Raw genomic sequence first — 20,471 nt, forward strand, 5'->3', positions numbered from 1 at the left:
TCCGGCTCGCTTAGGGCTCGTAAAAGAATAAGTGGAGCGCCTGTCCGCCTGATCGTGGCGGATTCACTCTGTTCACTAAGCCTAAACGACTCAGTTACTTTCTTACAAGCCCTTAGGCTCGCCACCTCCCCAAAACTGCTGGGGGAGTTGGAGTGGCCGACGGGTCGGGGCTCGACGACGGAGACTGGACTGCGTCCGACGGGGGGCCCCTCTCCGGCCTCTCCCCCATAAACCCCATGGGAGAGGAGAATTCGATCGCGCTCCGGATATCTTGTCGAGTGCGTCACCCTCCCCCGCGCGGTTTGCGGGGGAGGGCCGGGGTGGGGGGCACCGGCGGACGCCAGCGCGATGCTTTTCGAATCTCTCCGATCCTGCCCGAGGGGTGTCCTCGATTTATTACCGAGCCGGCGTGGGCGCGTCGGCGGGGCGCGGATTGCCGCCATCCACCACCCACCGCCATTCGCCGTTGGGCTGGCGGCGCCAGATGGTCAGGTACTTGGAGTAGCCTACGCCCCCGTTGGCCCCGCGCTGCACCGCCGTGCCCACCGTGTATCCCAGGTCGCCGCTGTCGGCCATTCCGCCGGCGACGGGGCCCCACTCCAGCGTGCCGCCGCCGGCAAACACGGCGCCGATGGCCTCGGGGCCGTAGGCGCCGCCCAGCAGGCTGCCGTCGGGCGCGGCCCATGTGGCGAACGCCACGCCGGGATCGCGCGCCGCCGCCAGCGCCGCAAAGTCGCGGTCCGCCTGCATGATGGCCTCCAGCGCCGCGGCCACGTCCACGCCCGTCGCGGGGCCCAGCGGCGCATCCGGGGGAAAGAAGCCCGCGGGAGGCGGCGTGACGGGCTGCGGACTGGTGTTGAAGTGGAAGGCGTCGATCTTCCACTGCTCGTCCCGCACGCGCCAGAAGGCGATGTACCGCGCCGGCGTGGAGGTGCCGTCCGCCAGCGTCATCGTCCCGCCCCCGTACGTGTACCCGCTGCGCCCGTTGGACGACAGGTCCACGCGGATGGGCATCCAGGCCATGCGCGCCCCGGCCCACGCGGCGCCCGCCAGCGCGTGGCGTGCCAGATCCCGTCCGCGCAGGAGCCTTGAGCCGGGAATCACCACGTCCACGGAATCGGCCAGATAAGGCGCGAGTCCATCCACCAGCCCCGCCGCCTGTACGGAGGCGGAGGCGGCGGAGTCGGCGGCGCGCAGCGAACTCCGGGTGAAATCCGCATGCGGCGTGGACACCTGCGCATGCGCCGCGGAGATGGACGCGAGCAGCGCCGCGGCCAGCCAGGGAAGGGGCGAGCCTGTTCAGCATGGTGAGCGGAAGGTAAGGGAGAGGACCGCGACTCGGTGGAGGTCCGATGCCGGCCGGGGCCGGGAGGTTGGAGCAGGAACGCGGGGAAGGGCCAGAATCTGCCAGACGGAAGTCGATTGGAGCGATCCGGATCAGCCCCACTTCTCCAAAAAGCGCATCAGGGCGGCTTCCTCGGGATAGTAGCGGCCGGGGCGCTCGTCGTCGCGGGGGGTGTCGCGCATCAGCGGCTCGATGGTCTTGCCCTCCACGTACCGCTCCATCACCGAGGGATGCACGTACGCGCTGCGGCAGACGGACGGCGTGTTGCCCAGCTCGGTGGAGACCAGCTTGCACGCCAGGACCAGGTTCTTGGCGGCGTCGCGCTCGCTCTTTGGCGGCCCCAGGTCCGAAAGGATGGTGGCCATGCGCACCGTGCCGCCCCAGGTGCGGATGTCCTTGCTGGTGTAGCGCTGCCCCACGATCTGCTTGATGTAGCCGTTGACGTCCGCGGCCGTCACCGGGTGCACCTTGCCGTCCTCGCCCACGAACTGGAACAGGCGCTTGCCGGGAAGCTTCAGGATCTCGCGCAGCACCTCGACCAGCGGCGTGTCGGCCACCACGGAGCGCTGGTGGATGGACTTCTTGCCGACGTAGCGAAAGACCAGGTTGTCGCCCTCGATCTTCAGGTGCTTCTTCTGCAGCGTGGCGATGCCGAACGTCTTGTTGCTGACCGCGTACTGCTCGCTTCCGATGCGGAAGAAGCCGCGCATGATGAGCCGCACCACCGTGGCCAGCACGCGCTCGCGCCCTACGCCGGGCTGGCCCAGGTGCTGTTCGGTGGCTTCGCGAAGGCGGGGGATGGCGCGGGCGTACTCCAGCAGCTTGCGGTACTTCTTCCGCGCGCCCCTGGCCACGTAGTCAGGGTGGTAGCGGTACTGCTTGCGCCCCGCCGCGTCGATTCCGTACGCCTGCACCTTGGCCGCGGGGTCGGGGCTTATGCGCACCTCCGTCCACGCGGGCGGAACCGCCAGCTTCTTGATGCGGGCGAGCGCGGGTGCGCTGCGCAGCGGCTTGCCGTCGCCGCGCAGGTACTCGAACCCCGTTTCGGGCGTCCCCACCCGCCTCCACGGACGTTCGGTCGTCGTCTTCTTCGCCGTTTTCGCTGGCATCACCGCGCAGGCGATTCAAGGAGCGTTCCCAACGGCTCCGGAAGCACGTCACGGAGCGAGTAAACTCGCCGCAACGACTGCGGAAAGCCCCGCAAACTGCGCGGGGCTTCACCGGCCTGGAAGAGCACGACGTACCCGTCCGCGAAGGCGGACATCGCGTTTTCCCAGCCGCGAATTCATTCGCCTGGGGCCGCCGGCACGCACCGGCAGGCCCCGGGCGCCACGCGCGGGATGAGCGGGTAAACCCGCTGCTGGGAAAGCGACAAGCCCCGTCCGGCTCGCTTGCGCTCGCCGGACGGGGCTTCAACTTCAACTGCACCGCGGATTCGTCCGCGAAGGCGGACATCGCGTTCTCCAGCCGCGAATTCATTCGCCTGGGGCGGCGGCGCGCGACTCCGCCGGACGGAACATCGACCGCCAGAACGACAGAAGGGACGATCCGCCCTCGCGAATCATCCCCCATTCACCCGTTCACCCCTTCACCCCTTCACCCCTTCACCCGTTCACCCGTTCACCCTCACGGCCCATCCGCCGCCGCCTCGCGCTGCCGGTGCTCCTCCGCCGCCTCGAGCGCCGTCGGCACCTGGTAGTACGGCTGGCCCATCTTCACGGCCAGGGCGTGCAGGCTGTCGGCCAGCAGGTTGTAGCGGGTGGCGGCGGCCTGGTGGCGGTGGTGCAGGGCCTCGAAGCGGCGCAGCACCTCGTTGCGGGCCACCACCTGGGCGTTGTAGCGGGCCAGCTGCGCGCTGTACTCGGCGTGCCGCCTCGGCGTCATCCCCTGCCGCGCCTCGCGGTGAAAGCGCCGCACGATCTGCAGGTCGCGCTCAAGCTCCACGTCCTGGGCCTTGATGGCGGTGCGCAGGCTGTCTTCGCGGGTGCGGGCGAACACCAGGTCCACGCCGGTCTGGCCCAGCCGCGCGCGAAGGTCGCGGGCCTGCGCGCGCTCGTCGCGAAACGCCACCAGCGCGTACGCCTGCTCCGACAGCTTTACGCCGATGATGACCAGCAGAACGAAGAGCAGAAAGCGGCCGGGAGATCTCATGGTCCTTCTCGCTGCGGGGCCGGTGGAGCGGGCCGGGGGGCGCGGCACTGCGGATTTGCTATGCCGTAAGGATGCAGAAGGTTCCACCCGCCGGGCAAGCGCACCGGATTACCCAAACATATGTGCCTGATGGCATTGGACTTGCACCCACTCTCAAGCCTCAACGGGCGCGGAAAAAAGCGCCGTCTGTGCGGGAACCAGCAGGAGGAACGCCGCCATGCCGAGCTTCAGGAAACGTCTGCCGCCCCCCTGGGAGCGCATCAGCGATGCGCCGCAACATCCGGTGGGACGCACCCGGCGGCGCTTTCCCGCGGCCGCCGAGGGGGCCGAGCCGCCCGCGCGCTACCGCCGCGCCTTCGACGGCGCGGGGGACCGCGAAATCCACGGCCGCGAGAGCGACCGCCGCGTGGACGGCGGCGTGCGCCTGAACAAGCGCAAGCCCAGCGCCATGGACCGCATGCGCCGCAGCCCCGTGCGCCACGGCGTGATGGGCCTTGCGGTGGTGGGCGCCGCGACGCCGCTGGCGATTGCGCGCGGCAACCAGATGCGCAACGACCCGGCGCACGAGCGCCAGATCAGCGTGCTTCCCGAGATCAACCCGCTGAACGCGGGGCAGATCACCGAGAACGCGGTGGGGCAGGCGTGGCGCGACGCCAACATGGCGGTGGCGCAGGAGAACGACTCCCAGAAGGAGGCCGTGATCAAGCGCAACATCGAGCGCTACAAGGAGTACACCATTCCCCGCGACCTGGCGGAGAACATCTACCAGATCGCGCTGGAAGAGGACATCGACCCGGACGTGGCGTTCGGGCTGGTGCGCACCGAGAGCGCGTTCAAGACCAGCGCGACCAGCCACGTGGGCGCCATCGGCCTCACGCAGCTGATGCCGGCGACGGCGCGCTGGATTCAGAAGGACGTCACGGTGCGCGACCTGCGCGACGCCAAGACCAACCTTCGCATCGGGTTCAAGTACCTGAACGACCTGATGCAGAAGTACGACGGCGACACCGAGCTGGCGCTGCTGGCGTACAACCGCGGGCCGGGCACGGTGGACCGGGTGCTGAAGCGCGGCGGCGACCCCGACAACGGGTACCCCGACATGGTCCTGCGCGACGCCACCCCCAACGCCAGGCCGGGGGGGCACTGACGGTCACCGCGTAAGCGGACGAGCCGGCCCTCCTGGAGAGTTCTCCGGGAGGGCCGGCTTCGTTGTGTACATCGTCGGAAGAAAAGACGAACCGCGTGTTGGGCGTGTCCCTCCGCTGCGCTCCGGGCCGGGCTGCGCGCGCCGTAGGCAACGATACGACTGTTGCCAACGGCGCCGAGCCCCCGGCGCTCACCATCATCTCCACGTTCCCGCCGTGCTCGTGCATGCGCGCCGTGTTCTCGGCCCTGCGGGCGCGCATCCCTCACGCAAGAAACCCGTGCCCTTGTCCCCTCTCCCGCGCCGTTTCCGGGAGAGGGTAGCGCGCTCTCAGGCTCAGAGGGTGTTGCCAAACCTCCCAGCGTGATTGACTTCCTGAGGGAGGCGCCGCGCTGTAACTCGCTTGTACACTGCACCTTGGCGCCGACCAAAGGACCTCGCCAGCAGAACGAAGGGGCTGGTTCGTGCCTTGATCTGGCCCCTGCGCCGCTGAGACGAGGTCCTTCGGTCGCGCGCAATCTGTTGTGTGACTTCTGGTTACACGTGATGCGCTCCCTCAGGAAGTCACCGCTTCGTTATGGATTTGAGGTTTAGCAAACACCCTCTCAGGGTCGCCGGGTGAGGGCCCGCCACTCTCGCACTCTCGCACTCCCGCACTCACGCACTTCGTCCTACACCCCATCCCGCACCAGGAAAATCCACTCCCACCCGTCCGTGCCGCGGCGAAAGCCGGCGCGCAGGTCGCGGTACTGCAGCGAGGCGGCCCATTCCGGCGGCGCGGCCCAGACGGGGGTGCCGGGGACCGTGGCCACGCCGCGGTCCAGGATGAACGGCAGGCGGTCCAGCGTGCGGTACTGCTCGCGCTCCCAGGCGGCGAACGTCTCCAGCAACCCCATCTCCAGCGGGCCCAGCGAGTGCACGAAGTCACCGGACATCGCCCGCCGCAGCGTCTGCACGTCCTGCCGCGCGGCCGCGTCGCGCACCGCCAGGACGAACTCTGCCAGGTCCAGCCGGCGCGCCTCCTGCGGCGGGCGGACGACGTGCACCACGCCCGTGCGCGCCACCCACCCCTGCGGCGTGCCCGGGCAGTGTACGCAGCGCACCAGGATGTCGGTGGTGTCCAGCTGCAGCACCTCCATCCGCATGAACAGGTAGGGCAGCGGCACGCCACCCTGGTCCGTCCGCAGCTGCATGCCGGCGTCGCGTGTCCACACGCTTCCCCCCACGGCGATCTGCGGCGGCGGGGGCGGCAGCGGCTCGGCGGAAAGGACGGGCGGCGGCAGCGGCGGCGCGATGGGCGCGGGACGCCGGGGGCCGCCGCACGCGGCCAGCAGCAGGGAGAAAGTCAGGATGGCGGTGCGACGCATCGGCAAAATCGGTGGACGGGAGAAGTCCGGGCGCGCGGCCGGTTTCCCGGGACCGGCACCGCACGTAAATTCCGCCCCGTCCCGCGCCGCGCGCAACCCCGTGCCCTCGTGCCGATGCCCATCGACCGCCCCGACGCCCCGCTGGCCCTGGTCTGCTCGGTGCCGTTCGAATGCGAGCGGCTGCGGGCGGCGCTGGCGGACGTGCGCGAGGTGCGGATCGGCCGCAAGCCGGCGTGGACGGGGCGGCTGGACGGCGCGGCGGTGGTGCTGCTGGCCGGCGGAATGGGCAAGACCAACGCCGCCCACGCGCTCACCGCCCTGCTGGAGACGCAGCCGGTGCGCGGCGTGATCGGCTTCGGCATCGCGGGGGCGTATCCCGGCTCCGGCCTGTCCCTCGGCTCCGTGGCCCTCGCCACCGCCGCCATCTACGGCGACGAGGGCGTGCAGACGCCGTCCGGCTGGATGGACACGGAGGGAATCGGCATCCCGCTCTGGCGCGACGGCGAGGCGCCGGTCTTCAATACGTTCGCGCTGGATGCGGCGCGGGTGGAGCAGGCCCGCGCCGCACTGGCGGGTGCGGGCGTGGACGTGCGGACCGGCCCGTTCGTCACCGTCTCCTGCTGCTCCGGCACCACCACGCTGGGCCAGGCAATGGCGGAGCGCGTCCGCGGCGCCCTGTGCGAGGGGATGGAAGGCGCCGCGCTGGCCCACGTGGCCGCCATCTACCAGGTGCCGCTGCTGGAGCTTCGCGCCGTCAGCAACCTGGTCGAGGACCGCGACATGACCCGCTGGCGCATCCGCGACGCCGCCGAAACCGCGCAGGACGCCGTGCGGATCGTCGCGCGGGCCTGGGATTGAGGCGCATCGACCGGGGCCAGGCCAGACGGGCGGCAGATTTCCGGTCGGCGCGCGCGTTGTGGTGTATCAGGCGGATCGCGAGCCTCCTGCGGCAATGGCGAATGAATTCGCTGCAACAACCACACGAAGGCCGCCTTCGCGGACTGGCGACTGGGAGGCAGGGGCGAGTGCCTGCCACGTGGTGGGCTGGTGAAACGGCCGACAAAGCCTGCCGGAGTGGGATCGAATTCTCCCCTTTCTCCCGCGCAGCGGGGGAGAGGGGCCGGGGGAGAGGGGGCCTGTCGGGCGCCAGTTCGATGCCCGTCGTCGAGCCACGAGCCCGGCACCCAACCTCCCCCAGCAGTTTTGGGGGAGGTGGCGAGCCTAAGCGAGCCGGAGGGGGCGCCCGCGGACGCAGATCGATTCGTCCGGAGCAGGATCGAATTCTCCCCTTTCTCCCGCGCGGCGGGGGAGAGGGGCCGGGGGAAAGGGGGCCTGTCGGGCGCCAGTTCCATATCCGTCGTCGAGCCACGAGCCCGGCGGCAACCCCAACCTCCCCCAGCAGTTTTGGGGGAGGTGGCGAGCCTAAGCGAGCCGGAGGGGGCGCCCGCCCTTCCGCCCCGCAAGCAGAGGAAACACATCGACATGCATCGGTCTGACGATACGACGGAGCTGACGCTCGGCTATTCACCGTGCCCCAACGACACGTTCATCTTTCACGCGCTGGTGCACGGCATCGAGCACGCGGAGGGGCTGCGCTTCACGGAGAGGCTGGAGGACGTGGAGACGCTGAACCGGCTGGCGGCGCGCGCGGAGCTGGACGTCACCAAGATTTCGTACGGCGCCGCGCCGGGGCTGCTGGCGGACTACGTGCTGCTGCGTAGCGGCGGCGCCCTGGGGCGCGGGTGCGGGCCGCTGATCGTGGCGCGCGAGCCGTTCTCGCGCGAAGCGCTGGCGGGAAAGCGCATCGCCATCCCCGGGCGCAACACCACGGCCAACCTGCTGCTGCGCCTGTACGCGCCGGACGCCGCGCCGGGGATCGAGCTGGTGTACAGCGACATCATGCCCGCCGTGGCGCGCGGCGAGGTGGACGCGGGGCTCATCATCCACGAATCGCGCTTCACCTATCCCCAGCACGGGCTCACCCGCGTGGTGGATCTGGGCGAGTGGTGGGAGCAGACGACGGGGCTGCCCATTCCGCTGGGCGGCATCATGGCCCGCCGCGCGCTGGGCGAAGAGACCATCCGCGCCGTGGACGACGCCATCCGCCGCTCGGTGGAGCACGCCTTTGAGCACCCGGACGCCTCGCGCGAGTACGTGCGTGCCCACGCGCAGGAGATGGACGACGCCGTCGCCAGGCAGCACATCGACCTGTACGTCAATCCGTTCTCGGTGGACGTGGGGGACCAGGGCGAGCGCGCTATCCGCGAGCTGTTCGAGCGCGCGGCGCGGGCCGGCATCATCCCCGCGGACCATCCCGCGCCCTTCCTGCACCCCGCCACCGTGTGAGAGCGTGTTTCCGACGCTGCGCATCCAGGCAGATCTACCAGCGCTGTCATTCCGAGGCCCGGCCACGCCGTAGCCTGCTTTCACACCAGAGGTTGCAGGGCCGAGGAATCTACTGTCGGATTGCTGGAGCGCAGACGCGGTAGCCCGTGCCTGCTTCGCGGCTACGACACGGGCGGACAGGGCCAGTGCCGGAGCGGTGCGGCGGGACACCAGCAGCAGACAGTAGATTTCTCAGTCGGCGCGCAGGATTTCGGGCGAGCCGATGGTAGGGTGTGGCGCCTCCTTCGAAATGACATACGGGCGCGAGCGCAGGGATTCGGAGGTCTCGATGGATGTGAAAGCCGATCGGAAATCAGCAGAGGCAGCGGCACGAGCGAACTCTGTTGACTCTGCTGACTCTGTGTGAGGCCTGTCTGTTGGTCGGTCCGGCTTGCCGCTCCGGAGCCGCGCGCCGTAGCTTGCGCCGCCCGATTCCCTGACCCCGTGAGGCGATGCGCAAGGCGGACCTGATCAGCGGCGTGGAGCAGGTGAGCCGCGCGCTGGACGAGAGCGGGCTGGAGCTCCCGCTGGTTGAGGTGGCGCGGCTGGGCTACCGCCGCGAGCCCGTGCCCGGCGAGCTGCTGACGCGGCTGCTCTCTGCCCTGCGCGACTACGGCCTGCTGGCCAACCGCTTCACCCGCCCCGCGCGCCTGCTGGCCGAGCAGCTGGGCCTTGCGCCGCTGGAGCACGCCGACACCTGGTCGCTGCTGATCGCCGCGGAGAACCGCGCGCAGGAGGCGTTCGCGTACGCCGAGCGGGTGCGCTTTGGCACGCAGTACCTGCCGCGCATCAGCGGGCTGCTGGCGCAGGCCGGCATCCCCAGCGTGGACGCCGCCCGCCGCGGCGAGGGCGGCGCATCGGGCGTGGACGTGCTGACGGTGCAGGTCATCGAATCTCCCCGCCGATTTTCCACCCCCACGCGCCTGGCCACGCTGCTGGACAGCCTGGACGTGCTGTACGGCGTCTGCGCGGTGCTGGAGGGCGCGGAGCCGGGCGGCCTGTCGGTGATCGCCTGCGACTCGGGGAGCGACAAGACCTTCGAGCTGATGGGCGCGGCGCCGGTGATCGCCGCCGTGCGCGCGCTGGTGCTGTCGCTGTGGGACCGGGTGGTGTTCTACCGCGAGCTGCCGGCGGCGCAGCGGTACCGCATGGCGGCGGAAAGTCTGCCCCTGCTGGACCGGGTGCGCGAGCGGGCGCAGCAGGGGCAGCTTTCGCCGGAGCAGGCGGAGCTGCTGCGGCGGCGGCTGGTGGAAGGTTCCGGCAAGTTCCTGGTGGCCGGCGCCACCATCCCCGAGCTGCAGGAGCGCGCCTACGCCAATCCGCGCACCCTGATGGCTCCCGCCCCCAAGCTGCTCGCCGCGCCCATTCCCGGCGACTGACGCAACCCGTCCCATCCGCCGCGCCCTCATCCCACGCTCCATCGCCTCCGGCCCATCCCTCTGGCCGTGCGGATGCGCGGCATCCACCTTTCCAGGATCAGCGGCTCCGCGTACCCTGCTGAATGAGGCAGGGTATGTCATTCCGAGGCCCGGCCACGCTGCCATCGGACGAATGCGGGCGAGGTTGCAGGGCCGGGGAATCTGCTGTCGGCCCGCGTGAGGCCGGACGCGGCAGCCCGCGCCACACGTGCGGCAACGAAACCGCCGGACAGGGCCGGTCCGGAGCATCGCGGCAGCCTACGAGGAAACGGAAAGCGGATTCCTCGGTCGCGCACCGGGGATGGGGTTGCGGAAGGTTTCGTGCGGCGCTCCCTCGGAATGACAGATGGGGTGTGCGGCCAGTGACGCTTTCAGCGGTGGAGCCGATTGCAACGTTCACCGCCCTCTCACCGTCCGACTACTCTCTCTCCTCGACGTTCTCCCCCAGACTCCCTCCGGAGGCGGATCATGCGGATCAAACGAATGCGGCGCGGTTTCGCGGGATTGCTGACGCTGCTTGCGACGCTGGCGATGGCGCCGGTGCAGGCCGACGCCCAGCAGGTGGCGGACTCCGCGTTCGCGCCGGCCATCGCGCGGCCGGCGTTCGCGGAGGGCGCGGGACCGCTGGTGCTGGTGGACGAGGCGCACACCAACTTTCACACCACCGACGGGCGATACTACGCGTTCACCCGGCTGCTGCGCCGCGACGGATACGTGGTGCGCGGGCTGCGCGAGTCGTTCACGACGCAGGGGCTGGCGGACGCGCGCGTGCTGGTGATCGCGAACGCGCTGAACCCTCGTAACGAGCAGGACTGGGTGCTGCCGACGCCCTCCGCGTTCACGGCGGACGAGATCGCGGCGGTGGAGGCGTGGGTGCGCGCCGGCGGATCGCTGCTGCTGATCGCGGACCACATGCCCTTTCCCGGCGCGGCGGCAGAGCTGGCGGCGTCGTTCGGCGTGGTGTTCGGCAACGGGTTTGCGGTCGATTCCACCGAGCAGGGCTCCACCATGCGCTTTGCCCGGGCAGACGGCTCGCTGGCGGACCACCCGGTGACGCGTGGCCGGACCGCGGCAGAGCGGGTGGACAGCGTGTTCAGCTTTACGGGGCAGGCGTTCCGGGTGACCGCGCGCGACGCGGACCCGCTGTTCACGCTGGGACGCGGCACGGTGCTGCTGCTTCCGCAGGTGGCGTGGCAGTTCTCGCCGCTCACGCCGCGGCTGGGCGCGGAGGGGCTGCTGCAGGGCGCGGCGCTGCGCCACGGACGGGGGCGCGTGGCCGTCTTTGGCGAGGCGGCCATGTTCAGCGCCCAGCGCGCCGGCCCGCAGCGCGCGCCCATGGGGATGAACGATCCCCGCGCGCCGCAGAACGTGCAGTTCCTGCTGAACGTAGTGCACTGGCTTACGGGCGTGCTGGACGACTGACGTCTGGTCGAGCGACGTCTGAGAGGGTGTTCAAGTTTCGGGTTCCTGACGCAATCGCTTGACTTCCTGAGGGAGGCGCCGCCCCGCAACTCACTTGTACACTGCACCTTCGCGCCGGCCGAAGGACCTCGCCAGCAGAACGACGGGGCTGGTCCCGTGCGCTGATCTGGCCCCTGCGCCACCGAAACGAGGTCCTTCGGTCGCGCGCAATCCGTAGTGTGACTTCTGATTGGACGTGATGCGCTCCCTCAGGAAGTCAACGCGGCCAAACTGAATTTTGAGCAAATTCTGACGACGACCCTCTGATCTCCGCACCCGAATGAGCGAGCTGATCGACGAGCTTGTGGAGGCGTGGCGCACGCACAACCGCATCAACCTGTTCCTGCTGCAGCGCATCAGCGACGAGGGATTGGCGTGCTCGGCGGGGCCGCGCGGCGGCGGGCGCGTGTGGAAGCAGTTCGCGCACGTGCACACCATCCGCGCGTACAAGCTGGAGAACTGGCACAAGCCGCTCTCCATCGGCCTCCCGAAGTACGGCGGCGAGGACGTGGTCCCGCGCGAGGAGCTGATCACCGCGTTTCAGCAGTCCGGCGACGCGGTGGAGCAGTTTGTTCGCCTCGCCGCCGCGGGCGAGACGAAGAAGCGCGGCTTCAAGAAGGGGTTGATGACGTCGCTGGCCTACCTGATCAGCCACGAAAGCCACCACCGCGGCAACATCCTGCTCACCCTGAAGCTCTGCGGACACCGGCTGCCGCAGGCGGACGCGTACGCCATCTGGGACTGGGACAGGATGTAAACGGGATCCGGGGACCGGACCCTCGCCGGCCACCGCCGCCACCGCCACGGGCTGAAGCCCGCGGCTGGAACTGCCACAAGCCCCGCCCAGGCTCGCGGAGCTCGCCCGGCGGGGCTTCACCCGCTTGCGCCCGACGGCCCGCATTTCATCGCACACAGCAGTGACCGTAGACGCGCAGCGAAAGCCGCGGCTACAGTCCGCGAAGGCGGGCTTCGCGATTTTCCAGCGGCGAATTCATTCGCTCCAGCGGGCGGACGGCACGTTGCCGGGATTAGAATCGCAAAGAGCATCATTCGCTCCTGGAGGCGGGCGGCACGCATCTCTCCCGCCAGCGCGGCAGCACCCTCCCCACGCGTTCATCGGCCGCGTATGTTGCGCACACGTTGTGGGCCCCCAACCATCAACCGCACCAAGACGCCATGTCCAGCACCGAAACCACCACGAAGCCTTCGCTCAAGCAGCTTGCGCTGGGCGACCTGAACCACGAACTGGGCCTGACCCGCAAGCTGCTGGAGCGCGTGCCGGACGCGCACCTGGACTGGAAGCCGCACGAAAAGTCGATGCCGCTGGGCGGGCTGGCCCTGCACGTGGCCACCATCCCGTTCTGGGTGTCGCGCGTGCTCGAGGCGGACTTCTTCGACATCGCCAGCGCCGGGCGCAATGCGCCGCCGGCCAGCGCCCGCGAGATCCTGGACGCGTTCGACGACCGCGTGGCCAACATGCGGCAGGCGCTCGACGCGGCCGACGATGCGGCGCTCAAGGTGCCCTGGCAGCTGCGGCGGGGCGATCAGGTGCTGCAGAGCATGCCCCGGGTGGCGGTAATCCGGGCCATGGGCATCAGCCACATGATCCACCACCGGGCGCAGCTGGGCGTGTACCTGCGCATGCTGGACGTGCCGCTGCCGGCCATCTACGGCCCCAGCGCCGACGAGCAGCCCAGCTTCGGCTGACCCTCCGCGGGTTGCACGCGGCGCGCGAACGCGCATCTTCATCGGCCCCGGCGGGGAGCTCGCCGGGGCCGATCGCCGTTCATCCACCGAATGCACATGACCGCCGACCCCATCCGCGTCCTGTTCGTCTGCCTGGGCAACATCTGCCGATCGCCCCTGGCCGAGGCGGTGTTCCGCCACCAGGTGCGCGAGCGCGGGCTGGACGCGCGCTTCGAGATCGACTCCGCCGGCACCAGCGGCTACCACCGCGGCAGCCCGCCCGACCGCCGCTCCAGCGAAACGGCGCTGCGGCGCGGGATCGAGCTCACGGGAACGAGCCGCTCGGTCACCGCGGCGGACCTGTCGCGCTTCCACTACGTGATCGCCATGGACGCCGAGAACGAGGCGGCGCTGCGCGGCCTGCTGCGCGCGTCCGGCGGCGGCGCGCGCGTGCACCGCCTGCGCGAGTGGGACCCCGCGCCGGGCGACGGTGACGTGCCGGACCCGTACTACGGCGGCCCCCGCGGCTTCGAGGACGTGCACGACATCGTGGAGCGCGCATCCGCCGCGTTCCTGGAGCACGTGGTGCGCGAGCACGGGCTGGCGGCGTGATCCCCGACGCGCTGCGCCGGGTAGTCGAGGCGCGCCTGGGTCCCGTCCGCGGCGCGGCGCCGGTGCCGGGCGGGTGCATCAACCACGGGATGCGGGTGGAGCTGGCGGACGGGCCGGTGTTCGTCAAGCACAACCCCGACGCGCCCGCCGGCATGTTCGCCGCGGAGGCGCGCGGGCTTCAGGCGCTGCGCACGGCGGCGGAGGGGCTGGCCGTCCCGCGCCCGATCGCGTGGGCGGAGGCGGAGGGCGATGCGCCCGCGTGGCTGGCGATGGAGTGGGTGGAGCCCGCCCGGCGCCCGGCGGACTTCGGCGCGCGGCTGGGGCGCGGGCTGGCGGCGCTGCACCGCGCGGGGCGGGACGACGGATGGGGGTGGATGGAGGACAACTTCATCGGCCCGCTGCCGCAGGCAAACGGGCAGGCGAAGACGTGGGCGGAGTTCTGGCGGACGCGCCGCCTGCAGCCCCAGCGGGAGATGGCGCGGCGGGCGGGGCGGATGCCCGGGCGCGCGGCGGACTGGGACCGCCTTTTCGACCGCCTGCCGGAGCTGCTGGCACAGGCGGAGGCGGACGGGCCATCGCTGCTGCACGGGGACCTGTGGGGCGGCAACGTGATGGCGGCGGCGGCGGGGCCGGCGCTCATCGACCCCGCCGTGTACCGCGGCCACCGCGAGGCGGACCTGGCGATGACGGAGCTGTTCGGCGGCTTTGGCGCGGACTTCCATGCGGCGTACGCGGAGGCGTGGCCGCTGCGGCCGGGCTATCCCGCGCGGCGCGCCGTGTACCAGCTGTGGTACCTGCTGGTGCACGTGAACCTGTTCGGCGGCGGATACGTCGCGCAGACCGCCGGCGTGCTGCGCGAGGCGCTGGCGGACGCGTGATGGTGATGCTGAAATCCGCATATCCCATGTGAACTGCTGCTCCACGCACCTGCTGAATAAAACCGCGCCGTCATTCCGAGGCCCGGCCACCCTGCCGCCGGACGAGCGCGGCGCAGGTTGCGGGGCCGAGGAATCTACCGTCGGCCGGCACGAGGCCGGACGCGGCAGCTCGCGCCATCGCCGCGGCCGCGAAACGGCCAGACAGGGCCAGTTCGGGGCGTCTCGACAGGTCACGAGGAGACGGAGAGTAGATTTCTCGGTCGCGCACCGGGTTCTGTGACCCGATGAGGTGCGGTGCGTGCGCTCCCCTCGGAATGACAGATGGGGGTGAAGGGCTGGATCGTGAGGGGCTCGGCGCTGGATCGGGCGTGACTCCGCCATCAACGGAGGGCGCATGAAAAAGCCCCACCCCGGCAGCCGTGGTGGGGCTTCGTGCATCGCCGGGCGTCAGCCGGAGACGGGGGGAACGGGCATGGGCGGGGTGCCGTGCAGGCGCGGGTCGCCCGGCCCCAGCTCCGGCTCTTCGGACATGGGAACGGGGTTCTCCACGTACTCGAACGAGCCCTTCCCGTCAGGCGTGGGGCCGCTGGCCCAGGGGCCTTCGGCGCTCTCGGTGCCCACCGAGTTGTTCCAGAACTGGTACGCCACCGAACGCATCTCCTCGTCCAGCGGAAAGCTGCTGGGCGCGGGCGTGGTCTCCAGCCCGTCGCGCTCAAGCTCGGCGATGGCGGCGATCCACTGGTTCTGGTGCATGGTGTCGCGCGCCAGCAGGAACTTCAGCATGTCGCGCACGCCGTGGTCGTCGGTCTGCGCGTACAGCCGCGCCACCTGCAGGCGCCCCTGCGACTCGGCCGTCACGTTGAAGCGAAAGTCCGCCAGCAGGTTGCCGCTGGCGATGGTGTAGCGCGACGTCCACGGAAAGCCCACGCTGTCGGCGGGAAGCGCGCCGCCGCCGCTGACGATGAGGTGCTGCGGGTTCATGGCCGCCGCGATCAGGTCGCGCGTGTCGTCGCCGCCCATCACCGCGCCCACGATGGGGATCTTGGCCGCGTCTTCCTGCGCCTTGAGCGGCGCGCCCTCGAGCAGCCGGGCGATCATGGTGGCCAGCATCTCCACGTGGCCAATCTCCTCGGTGCCGATGTCCAGCAGCATGTCGCGGTACTTGCGCGGCCCGCGGCAGTTCCATCCCTGGAACAGGTACGTCATGAAGACGCTGATCTCGCCCCACTGGCCGCCCAGGGGCTCCTGCAGCTTCTTGGCGAACAGGGGATCGGGACGGTCGGGCTTGGCGTGGTACTGCAGCCGCTTGTCGTGAATGAACATCTCCGCGCCTCTCCTTCGTGGTGTCGCCCGGGCACCGGCTCCCGCGGCCAACGCTGCCCGGGCTCAAAAACGAGCCGCGTTCCCGTCGCACATCCGATACCACCTTCGAATCACCGTTCATCCCTTGTGACACGTTGGTTCCACCACCCGGTTCGCCGCGGAACAGCGCGGGCGGAGCGGCCGGATGGAACGCCGGCGATCCCGCGCAGGTACACGTTCATCGTGCAGATCCGCCGCGCGGCACCCCGTTCCCATCCGGCCCCCATGAAGCCTCTTCGCATCCCCACGCTCCTTCGCGTCGCCTTCGCCGCGCTCGCCGTCCTGCTGGCCGGGTGCGACGACGGGCCCACCACGCCGGACTCGCTGACCGGCAACTGGCTGGCGGTGCTGGAGCAGGGCAGCGGCCAGACCGCCATGCGCGTGGAGGACCGGCTGGAGCTGACCGACGACGGGCGGTACGTGTGGACCACCGTCGCGTTCGGGCCGGAGGGCAGGTCGCAGGACGGGATGGTGGCCTGGTACTCCCGCAGCGGCGACTGGGGCGTGGAGGGCGACCGGCTGGCGCTGCGCACCATGGGCGGGATGGCGTGGGAGCACGACCGCGGATCCAGCCAGCTGGACTACATGCCGGAGTGGAACCAGGGCCACCGCTTGCGGGTGGAAGGCACCCGCCTGCTGCTCACCGAGCTTCCGCCGCCGGAGCGCTCGCTCGCCGCGCGCACCTACGTCTTTCAGCGCACCACCGGCTCCTTCGGCGCCCCGCAGCCGTAGACGGCTCGCGCGGCCGGGGCGCTTTGTCGGCCGACGTCGTAGCCCGCAGTGCAGTGCGGGGCTGCCGCGACGACGCTCCAGCCGTCCGGGAGCAGATCCCCCGGCCCTGCCACCCGCGGCGCGAGAGGATGGGACCTGCGCGGCCGGGCCTCGGGATGACAGCTCGTCGTGGTGCAGGAAGCCCGAAGCCACGTTCGTCGACGCGTGAGCGGCGCCGAGACGGGGCTTCTCGCTTTCCCAGCAGCGGGTTCACCCGCTCATCACCCCCGCGCATCCCACTCCGCGCATCCTCCGAAAACACGAAGGCGGCCCCCGCCCTCGGAGCCGCCCCGTTCACCCGTTCACCCGTTCACCCCTTCACCCCTTCACCCGCCGATCTCCGTCCGCAGCCGCAGCAGCGCATCCTCCGCCACCACCAGCTCCCCGCGTGCCTCGTTCAGCTCCTGCTGCTGCACCTGCACGAAGCGGCGGTACGGGGCGATGGACTCGTTCACCTTTTCCTGCGAGTCCTGCACGGCGCCGTGCACCTGCCGGGTGAGCGCCTCGCTGAGCCGCGCGCGCACCTCTTCGATCTTCTTCTGGAACTCGGCCTTGGCCGAACGGCGCCGCGCGGGGATCACGTAGAGGCCCGTGGCCGCCAGCGTGGCCGCCATGGTGATGCCGGTGATGTCGGCGGCGGCGCCGGTGAGCATGGCGGTCATCAGCACGCCCAGCCCCACGCCCGCGCCGGCCAGCATGGTCACGCCCGACGCGCCGCGCACCTCGTCGGCCAGCTTGCGCGCCTCGGCCTCGCGGTTGAAGCCGCCCACCGCCTCGCCCGCCGCCCGGCCGATGGAATCGAGCAGCGCCTGGCGGTTGTAGTTGAAGCCGCGCCCCACCTCGCCGATCATCCCGTCGCGGTGGCGGTTGATCTGGCGGCGCTCGATGTAGGCGGTGATGTCCTGCCACAGCTTCAGGTTGCGCTCCACGATCCAGTCGATCACCCGCCCCACCTCTTCGTCGATCAGCCTGGGCGTGTCGCCCACCACCACGCGCTCGAAGTCGCGCCGCACCCCCTCGGTGTTCATCAGCTCGCGGATCTTTCCGAAGCGGATGGTCTCGTCGAAGAAGTTCAGGCCGCGCACCTCCATCTCGTTCAGCAGCGCGTCCAGCCGCCCCTGCCGCGGGCCGAAGTCCTTGAGCATCTCGCCGTGGAACGCCGCCAGCTGCTGGTCGATGTTCTGCAGCGTCGACACGTCCTCGGCCAGCAGCTTCAGCCGCTCGAACGCCGTGTCCTTGTACTTGGCGGCCAGCTTGAGGCCCACGTTCAGCGGGTTCAGCAGCTTGAGCCTGATGCGCTCCTGCTGGTCCAGCGTGGTCAGCAGGAACTCCTCGACCTCGCGAAAGCCGCTGCGCGCCCACATGGCCTCGTCGTTGGCGGCGCGGGCCTGCATGGCGTCGCGCGCGCTCACCGGGAACACCAGCGGCTCTTCGCCCAGCAGCGCCGCGCCGTTCTCGCGGACGAACTTGAGCACGGTGGTGCGGTCGTCCTCGCCGCCCAGGATGTCGATCTTGTTGACGATGAAGACGATCTTCTTGCCCCAGGCGCGGATCTGCTCCAGGAAGCCGCGCTCGCTCTCGGTGAACGGCCGGTCGGCGGAGGTGACGAAGAGCACCAGGTCGCTGCGGGGCACGTAGTCGCGGGTCAGCTCCTCGTGCTCGCGCAGCACGGCGTTGGTCCCCGGCGTGTCGACGATGCTGATGTCGCGCAGCACCGGCGACGGGTGGGTGCGCTCCAGCAGGTACGCCTCCACCAGCTCGTCGCTGACCGTCTCGCCCCACTTGAGCACGTTGATGCGGTCGGTGGTGGGCGTAACGCCCTCCGGCAGCACCCGCTCGCCCAGCAGCGCGTTGATGAAGCTGCTCTTGCCGCTGTTGAACTCGCCGGCGATCACCAGCAGGAACAGGCCGTTCAGCTGCTCGCGGGCCTGGTTGAAGTGCTTGATGTCGTCGGCGTCCACGTCCGCGCCAAAGCGGGCGAACGCCGTGCCCAGGCGGTCCAGCAGCTCGCGCTCGCGGGCGCGCAGCTCGGCCTCGCGATCGCCCAGGATGCGGTTGCGCCGCAACAGCTTGCCGATCACCATCCACGTCCCCCGGTCCCTGTCCGCCTGCGCTGGCCGGCCACCCGGCCGGAACCCCGTGAACCTTTCGCAAACGTGGGGCCGCTTCAACAAACGATGGCCTCACACGGAGTCAACGGAGTTAACGGAGTTCGCTCGTGCCGGTCCCGATGGCATCTTGTGTGGGCCAACGCAGGAGCTTTGAAAGTTCTGGCCCCGAAATCTTAAAAGCGATTCGGGCTTTGAAAGAATCCTTTAAAAGCGCGGCGCTGCTGGACCTGGACTGATGTTCAGTTCAGCTCCGTCCCTCCACCACCAATCCGCGCACCTCGCGCACCTCGACCGTGGCGTACGCCGCGCTGGGGATGCGGGCGGCGATCTGCAGCGCTTCGTCTCGATCCCGCACCTCCAGCAGGTAGAAGCCGGCGACCATCTCCTTGGCCTCGGCGAACGGGCCATCGGTGACCATCGGCCTGCCGCCCCGCACGCGCAGACAGGCGGACTCGCGCGAGGGCACCAGCGCCTCGGCCTCGACGTAGTGGCCGCTGCGGCGGAGTTCGTCGTTGAAGTCCAGGTGCGCCGCGTTCAGCGCGTTCAGCTCCGCGGCGGGAAGGTCGGCGAGCTTCTGCTCGTCCCAATAGATCAGACAGAGGTAACGCATAGGGCCGGCGGCGTACGGGTGAAAGATGCGGAGAGCCAACGGAGTCTCCACGAACCAACTCCGTTAACTCCGTTGACTCCGTGTGAGGCCATCTTTTGTAGGTCGGGATCGATCCGCCGACTCACGGAGCCGGGCTCGCACCCGCCGCCTCCCGCAGGCGCGCCGCCGTCTCGGGCGTGAGCGCGGCGCGCACGGGAAGGTTGTTGGCGCGCTGAAAGGCCTTGAGCGGCGTGATCACCTCTTCGTCGAACGCGCAGTACTCCGCTTCCGTCGCGGTGCCGTGGCCGGCGCGCGCCAGCAGGTTGCGCAGCAGGCAGACGTGCGGCCCCGCCGGCGCGGCGATGGCCTGCGAGCCGTTGGGGAGAAAGTGGTCCTCGGGGTGAAAGAGCGACATCCACACGCCGTACACCCGCTCCAGCTCCAGGATGGGCTCCACGTGGTCTTCCACGTGCAGGTCGGCATAAACGTCGTCACCCCCGCCGTAGCCGGCGCCGCGCTTTACGATCAGCATTCCCGCGCCCTGCCGTCCGCGCCGGTCGCCGCCCGCCGCCTGCCCCGCCTTGAGCGCCGCCAGCATCCGCTCGCCGAACGGCCGCCGCGCCGCCACGGCCTCCTGGTACGCGCGGGCCATCGCCTCCACCACCTCCGGGCCGGTGAGGATGTTGCCCTGCACGCTGAACCCCGCGCCCGTGCGGTGCCCCGCCCACGCGCTGGTGCTGTCGCCCGTGAACGCGGCGACGCGGCAGGCGCGGTCGGCGATGGCGAACTGCCGGTCCGCGATCCCCGGATCGCCGCGGACGAACTCGTCGTGCACCTCCTCCGCCGAGCGGCCTGCGCGCAGAAGCTCCAGCCCGCGCCGCTTGAAGCTCACGTTGGCCGCCGCTTGCGTGGCGATGGCCCCCGCGTCCGCCTCCGCCGCCGGCACGATGGAGCCCGCCCCCACCACGCGCGACTGCACCGCCACGCCCCAGAACCCCGTCTCCGGGTCGCACGCCACGATGCTGAACGTGGAGAGCGGCGGCGCGGACTGGGCCAGGGCCGGCGCGGCGGCCAGGAAAAGGATCAGCGGGACGAGGATGCGGCTGCGCATGCGTGTGCTCGGTGGATGGGGAAACGCGGATTCATGGCTGCACGCCCGCCGGTACGCGTGATGCGCTGGCGGCGGCCGTT

Annotated in this window: 18 protein-coding genes; 10 read left to right on the forward strand and 8 right to left on the reverse strand. The window is 70.4% G+C overall.

The window, feature by feature from the left end; translation table 11 throughout:
• Positions 1-396: 396 nt before the first annotated feature.
• The 3 genes from VGC13_RS05605 to VGC13_RS05615 form a co-directional block, all read right to left on the reverse strand.
• The gene (locus VGC13_RS05605) at positions 397-1,233 is read right to left on the reverse strand and encodes a hypothetical protein (RefSeq protein WP_331124234.1); all 837 of its coding nucleotides are present in this window, start codon (positions 1,231-1,233) and stop codon (positions 397-399) included.
• A 204-nt stretch (positions 1,234-1,437) separates the two neighbouring features.
• On the reverse strand, positions 1,438-2,403 hold the full coding sequence (locus VGC13_RS05610) for a hypothetical protein (protein WP_331124235.1): 966 nt from the start codon (positions 2,401-2,403) through the stop codon (positions 1,438-1,440).
• Between the two features lie 568 nt (positions 2,404-2,971).
• Entirely contained in the window at positions 2,972-3,496 is a 525-nt protein-coding gene (locus VGC13_RS05615; protein WP_331124236.1) for a hypothetical protein, read from the reverse strand.
• Between the two features lie 217 nt (positions 3,497-3,713).
• On the opposite strand from VGC13_RS05615, the gene VGC13_RS05620 reads away from it, so the two are divergent.
• Positions 3,714-4,643, forward strand: coding sequence for a lytic transglycosylase domain-containing protein (locus tag VGC13_RS05620; RefSeq protein WP_331124237.1), 930 nt, complete (start codon positions 3,714-3,716; stop codon positions 4,641-4,643).
• Between the two features lie 668 nt (positions 4,644-5,311).
• Here VGC13_RS05620 and VGC13_RS05625 read toward each other — a convergent pair.
• On the reverse strand, positions 5,312-6,007 hold the full coding sequence (locus tag VGC13_RS05625; RefSeq protein ID WP_331124238.1) for a hypothetical protein: 696 nt from the start codon (positions 6,005-6,007) through the stop codon (positions 5,312-5,314).
• A gap of 114 nt (positions 6,008-6,121) precedes the next feature.
• Between VGC13_RS05625 and mqnB the strand changes: the two genes are divergently transcribed.
• The 8 genes from mqnB (at position 6,122) to VGC13_RS05665 (ending at position 14,447) form a co-directional block, all read left to right on the forward strand.
• A complete protein-coding gene (mqnB, locus tag VGC13_RS05630; RefSeq protein ID WP_331124239.1) occupies positions 6,122-6,865 on the forward strand; it encodes a futalosine hydrolase in 744 nt (247 codons plus the stop codon).
• A 624-nt stretch (positions 6,866-7,489) separates the two neighbouring features.
• A complete protein-coding gene (locus VGC13_RS05635) occupies positions 7,490-8,353 on the forward strand; it encodes a 1,4-dihydroxy-6-naphthoate synthase (protein ID WP_331124240.1) in 864 nt (287 codons plus the stop codon).
• A gap of 491 nt (positions 8,354-8,844) precedes the next feature.
• The gene (locus VGC13_RS05640) at positions 8,845-9,771 is read left to right on the forward strand and encodes a hypothetical protein (RefSeq protein ID WP_331124241.1); all 927 of its coding nucleotides are present in this window, start codon (positions 8,845-8,847) and stop codon (positions 9,769-9,771) included.
• A gap of 507 nt (positions 9,772-10,278) precedes the next feature.
• Positions 10,279-11,232: a DUF4350 domain-containing protein gene (locus VGC13_RS05645; protein WP_331124242.1), complete on the forward strand. Its 954-nt coding sequence runs from the start codon at positions 10,279-10,281 to the stop codon at positions 11,230-11,232.
• Positions 11,233-11,551: 319 nt separating this feature from the next.
• Entirely contained in the window at positions 11,552-12,028 is a 477-nt protein-coding gene (locus VGC13_RS05650; RefSeq protein WP_331124243.1) for a DinB family protein, read from the forward strand.
• A 419-nt stretch (positions 12,029-12,447) separates the two neighbouring features.
• Positions 12,448-12,978, forward strand: a complete 531-nt coding sequence (locus VGC13_RS05655; protein WP_331124244.1) for a DinB family protein — start codon at positions 12,448-12,450, stop codon at positions 12,976-12,978.
• Between the two features lie 96 nt (positions 12,979-13,074).
• Positions 13,075-13,569, forward strand: a complete 495-nt coding sequence (locus tag VGC13_RS05660) for a low molecular weight protein-tyrosine-phosphatase (RefSeq protein ID WP_331124245.1) — start codon at positions 13,075-13,077, stop codon at positions 13,567-13,569.
• Entirely contained in the window at positions 13,566-14,447 is an 882-nt protein-coding gene (locus VGC13_RS05665; RefSeq protein ID WP_331124246.1) for a fructosamine kinase family protein, read from the forward strand. The genes VGC13_RS05660 and VGC13_RS05665 overlap by 4 nt, the downstream gene beginning before the upstream one ends.
• Before the next feature lie 447 nt (positions 14,448-14,894).
• Here the strand turns inward: VGC13_RS05665 and VGC13_RS05670 are convergent, their stop codons facing one another.
• Positions 14,895-15,770, reverse strand: coding sequence for a manganese catalase family protein (locus tag VGC13_RS05670; RefSeq protein WP_331124247.1), 876 nt, complete (start codon positions 15,768-15,770; stop codon positions 14,895-14,897).
• 264 nt (positions 15,771-16,034) lie between these two features.
• Between VGC13_RS05670 and VGC13_RS05675 the strand changes: the two genes are divergently transcribed.
• Positions 16,035-16,541: a hypothetical protein gene (locus VGC13_RS05675; RefSeq protein WP_331124248.1), complete on the forward strand. Its 507-nt coding sequence runs from the start codon at positions 16,035-16,037 to the stop codon at positions 16,539-16,541.
• A gap of 365 nt (positions 16,542-16,906) precedes the next feature.
• Here VGC13_RS05675 and VGC13_RS05680 read toward each other — a convergent pair whose 3' ends face one another.
• The 3 genes from VGC13_RS05680 to VGC13_RS05690 all read right to left on the reverse strand — a co-directional run bounded on the left by VGC13_RS05680 (position 16,907) and on the right by VGC13_RS05690 (position 20,391).
• A complete protein-coding gene (locus tag VGC13_RS05680; RefSeq protein WP_331124249.1) occupies positions 16,907-18,661 on the reverse strand; it encodes a dynamin family protein in 1,755 nt (584 codons plus the stop codon).
• A 274-nt stretch (positions 18,662-18,935) separates the two neighbouring features.
• Positions 18,936-19,301, reverse strand: coding sequence for a YciI family protein (locus VGC13_RS05685; protein WP_331124250.1), 366 nt, complete (start codon positions 19,299-19,301; stop codon positions 18,936-18,938).
• 121 nt (positions 19,302-19,422) lie between these two features.
• The gene (locus tag VGC13_RS05690) at positions 19,423-20,391 is read right to left on the reverse strand and encodes a DUF1028 domain-containing protein (RefSeq protein WP_331124251.1); all 969 of its coding nucleotides are present in this window, start codon (positions 20,389-20,391) and stop codon (positions 19,423-19,425) included.
• Positions 20,392-20,471: the final 80 nt, after the last annotated feature.

This window comes from Longimicrobium sp. (assembly GCF_036399255.1).
GTDB lineage: Bacteria > Gemmatimonadota > Gemmatimonadetes > Longimicrobiales > Longimicrobiaceae > Longimicrobium.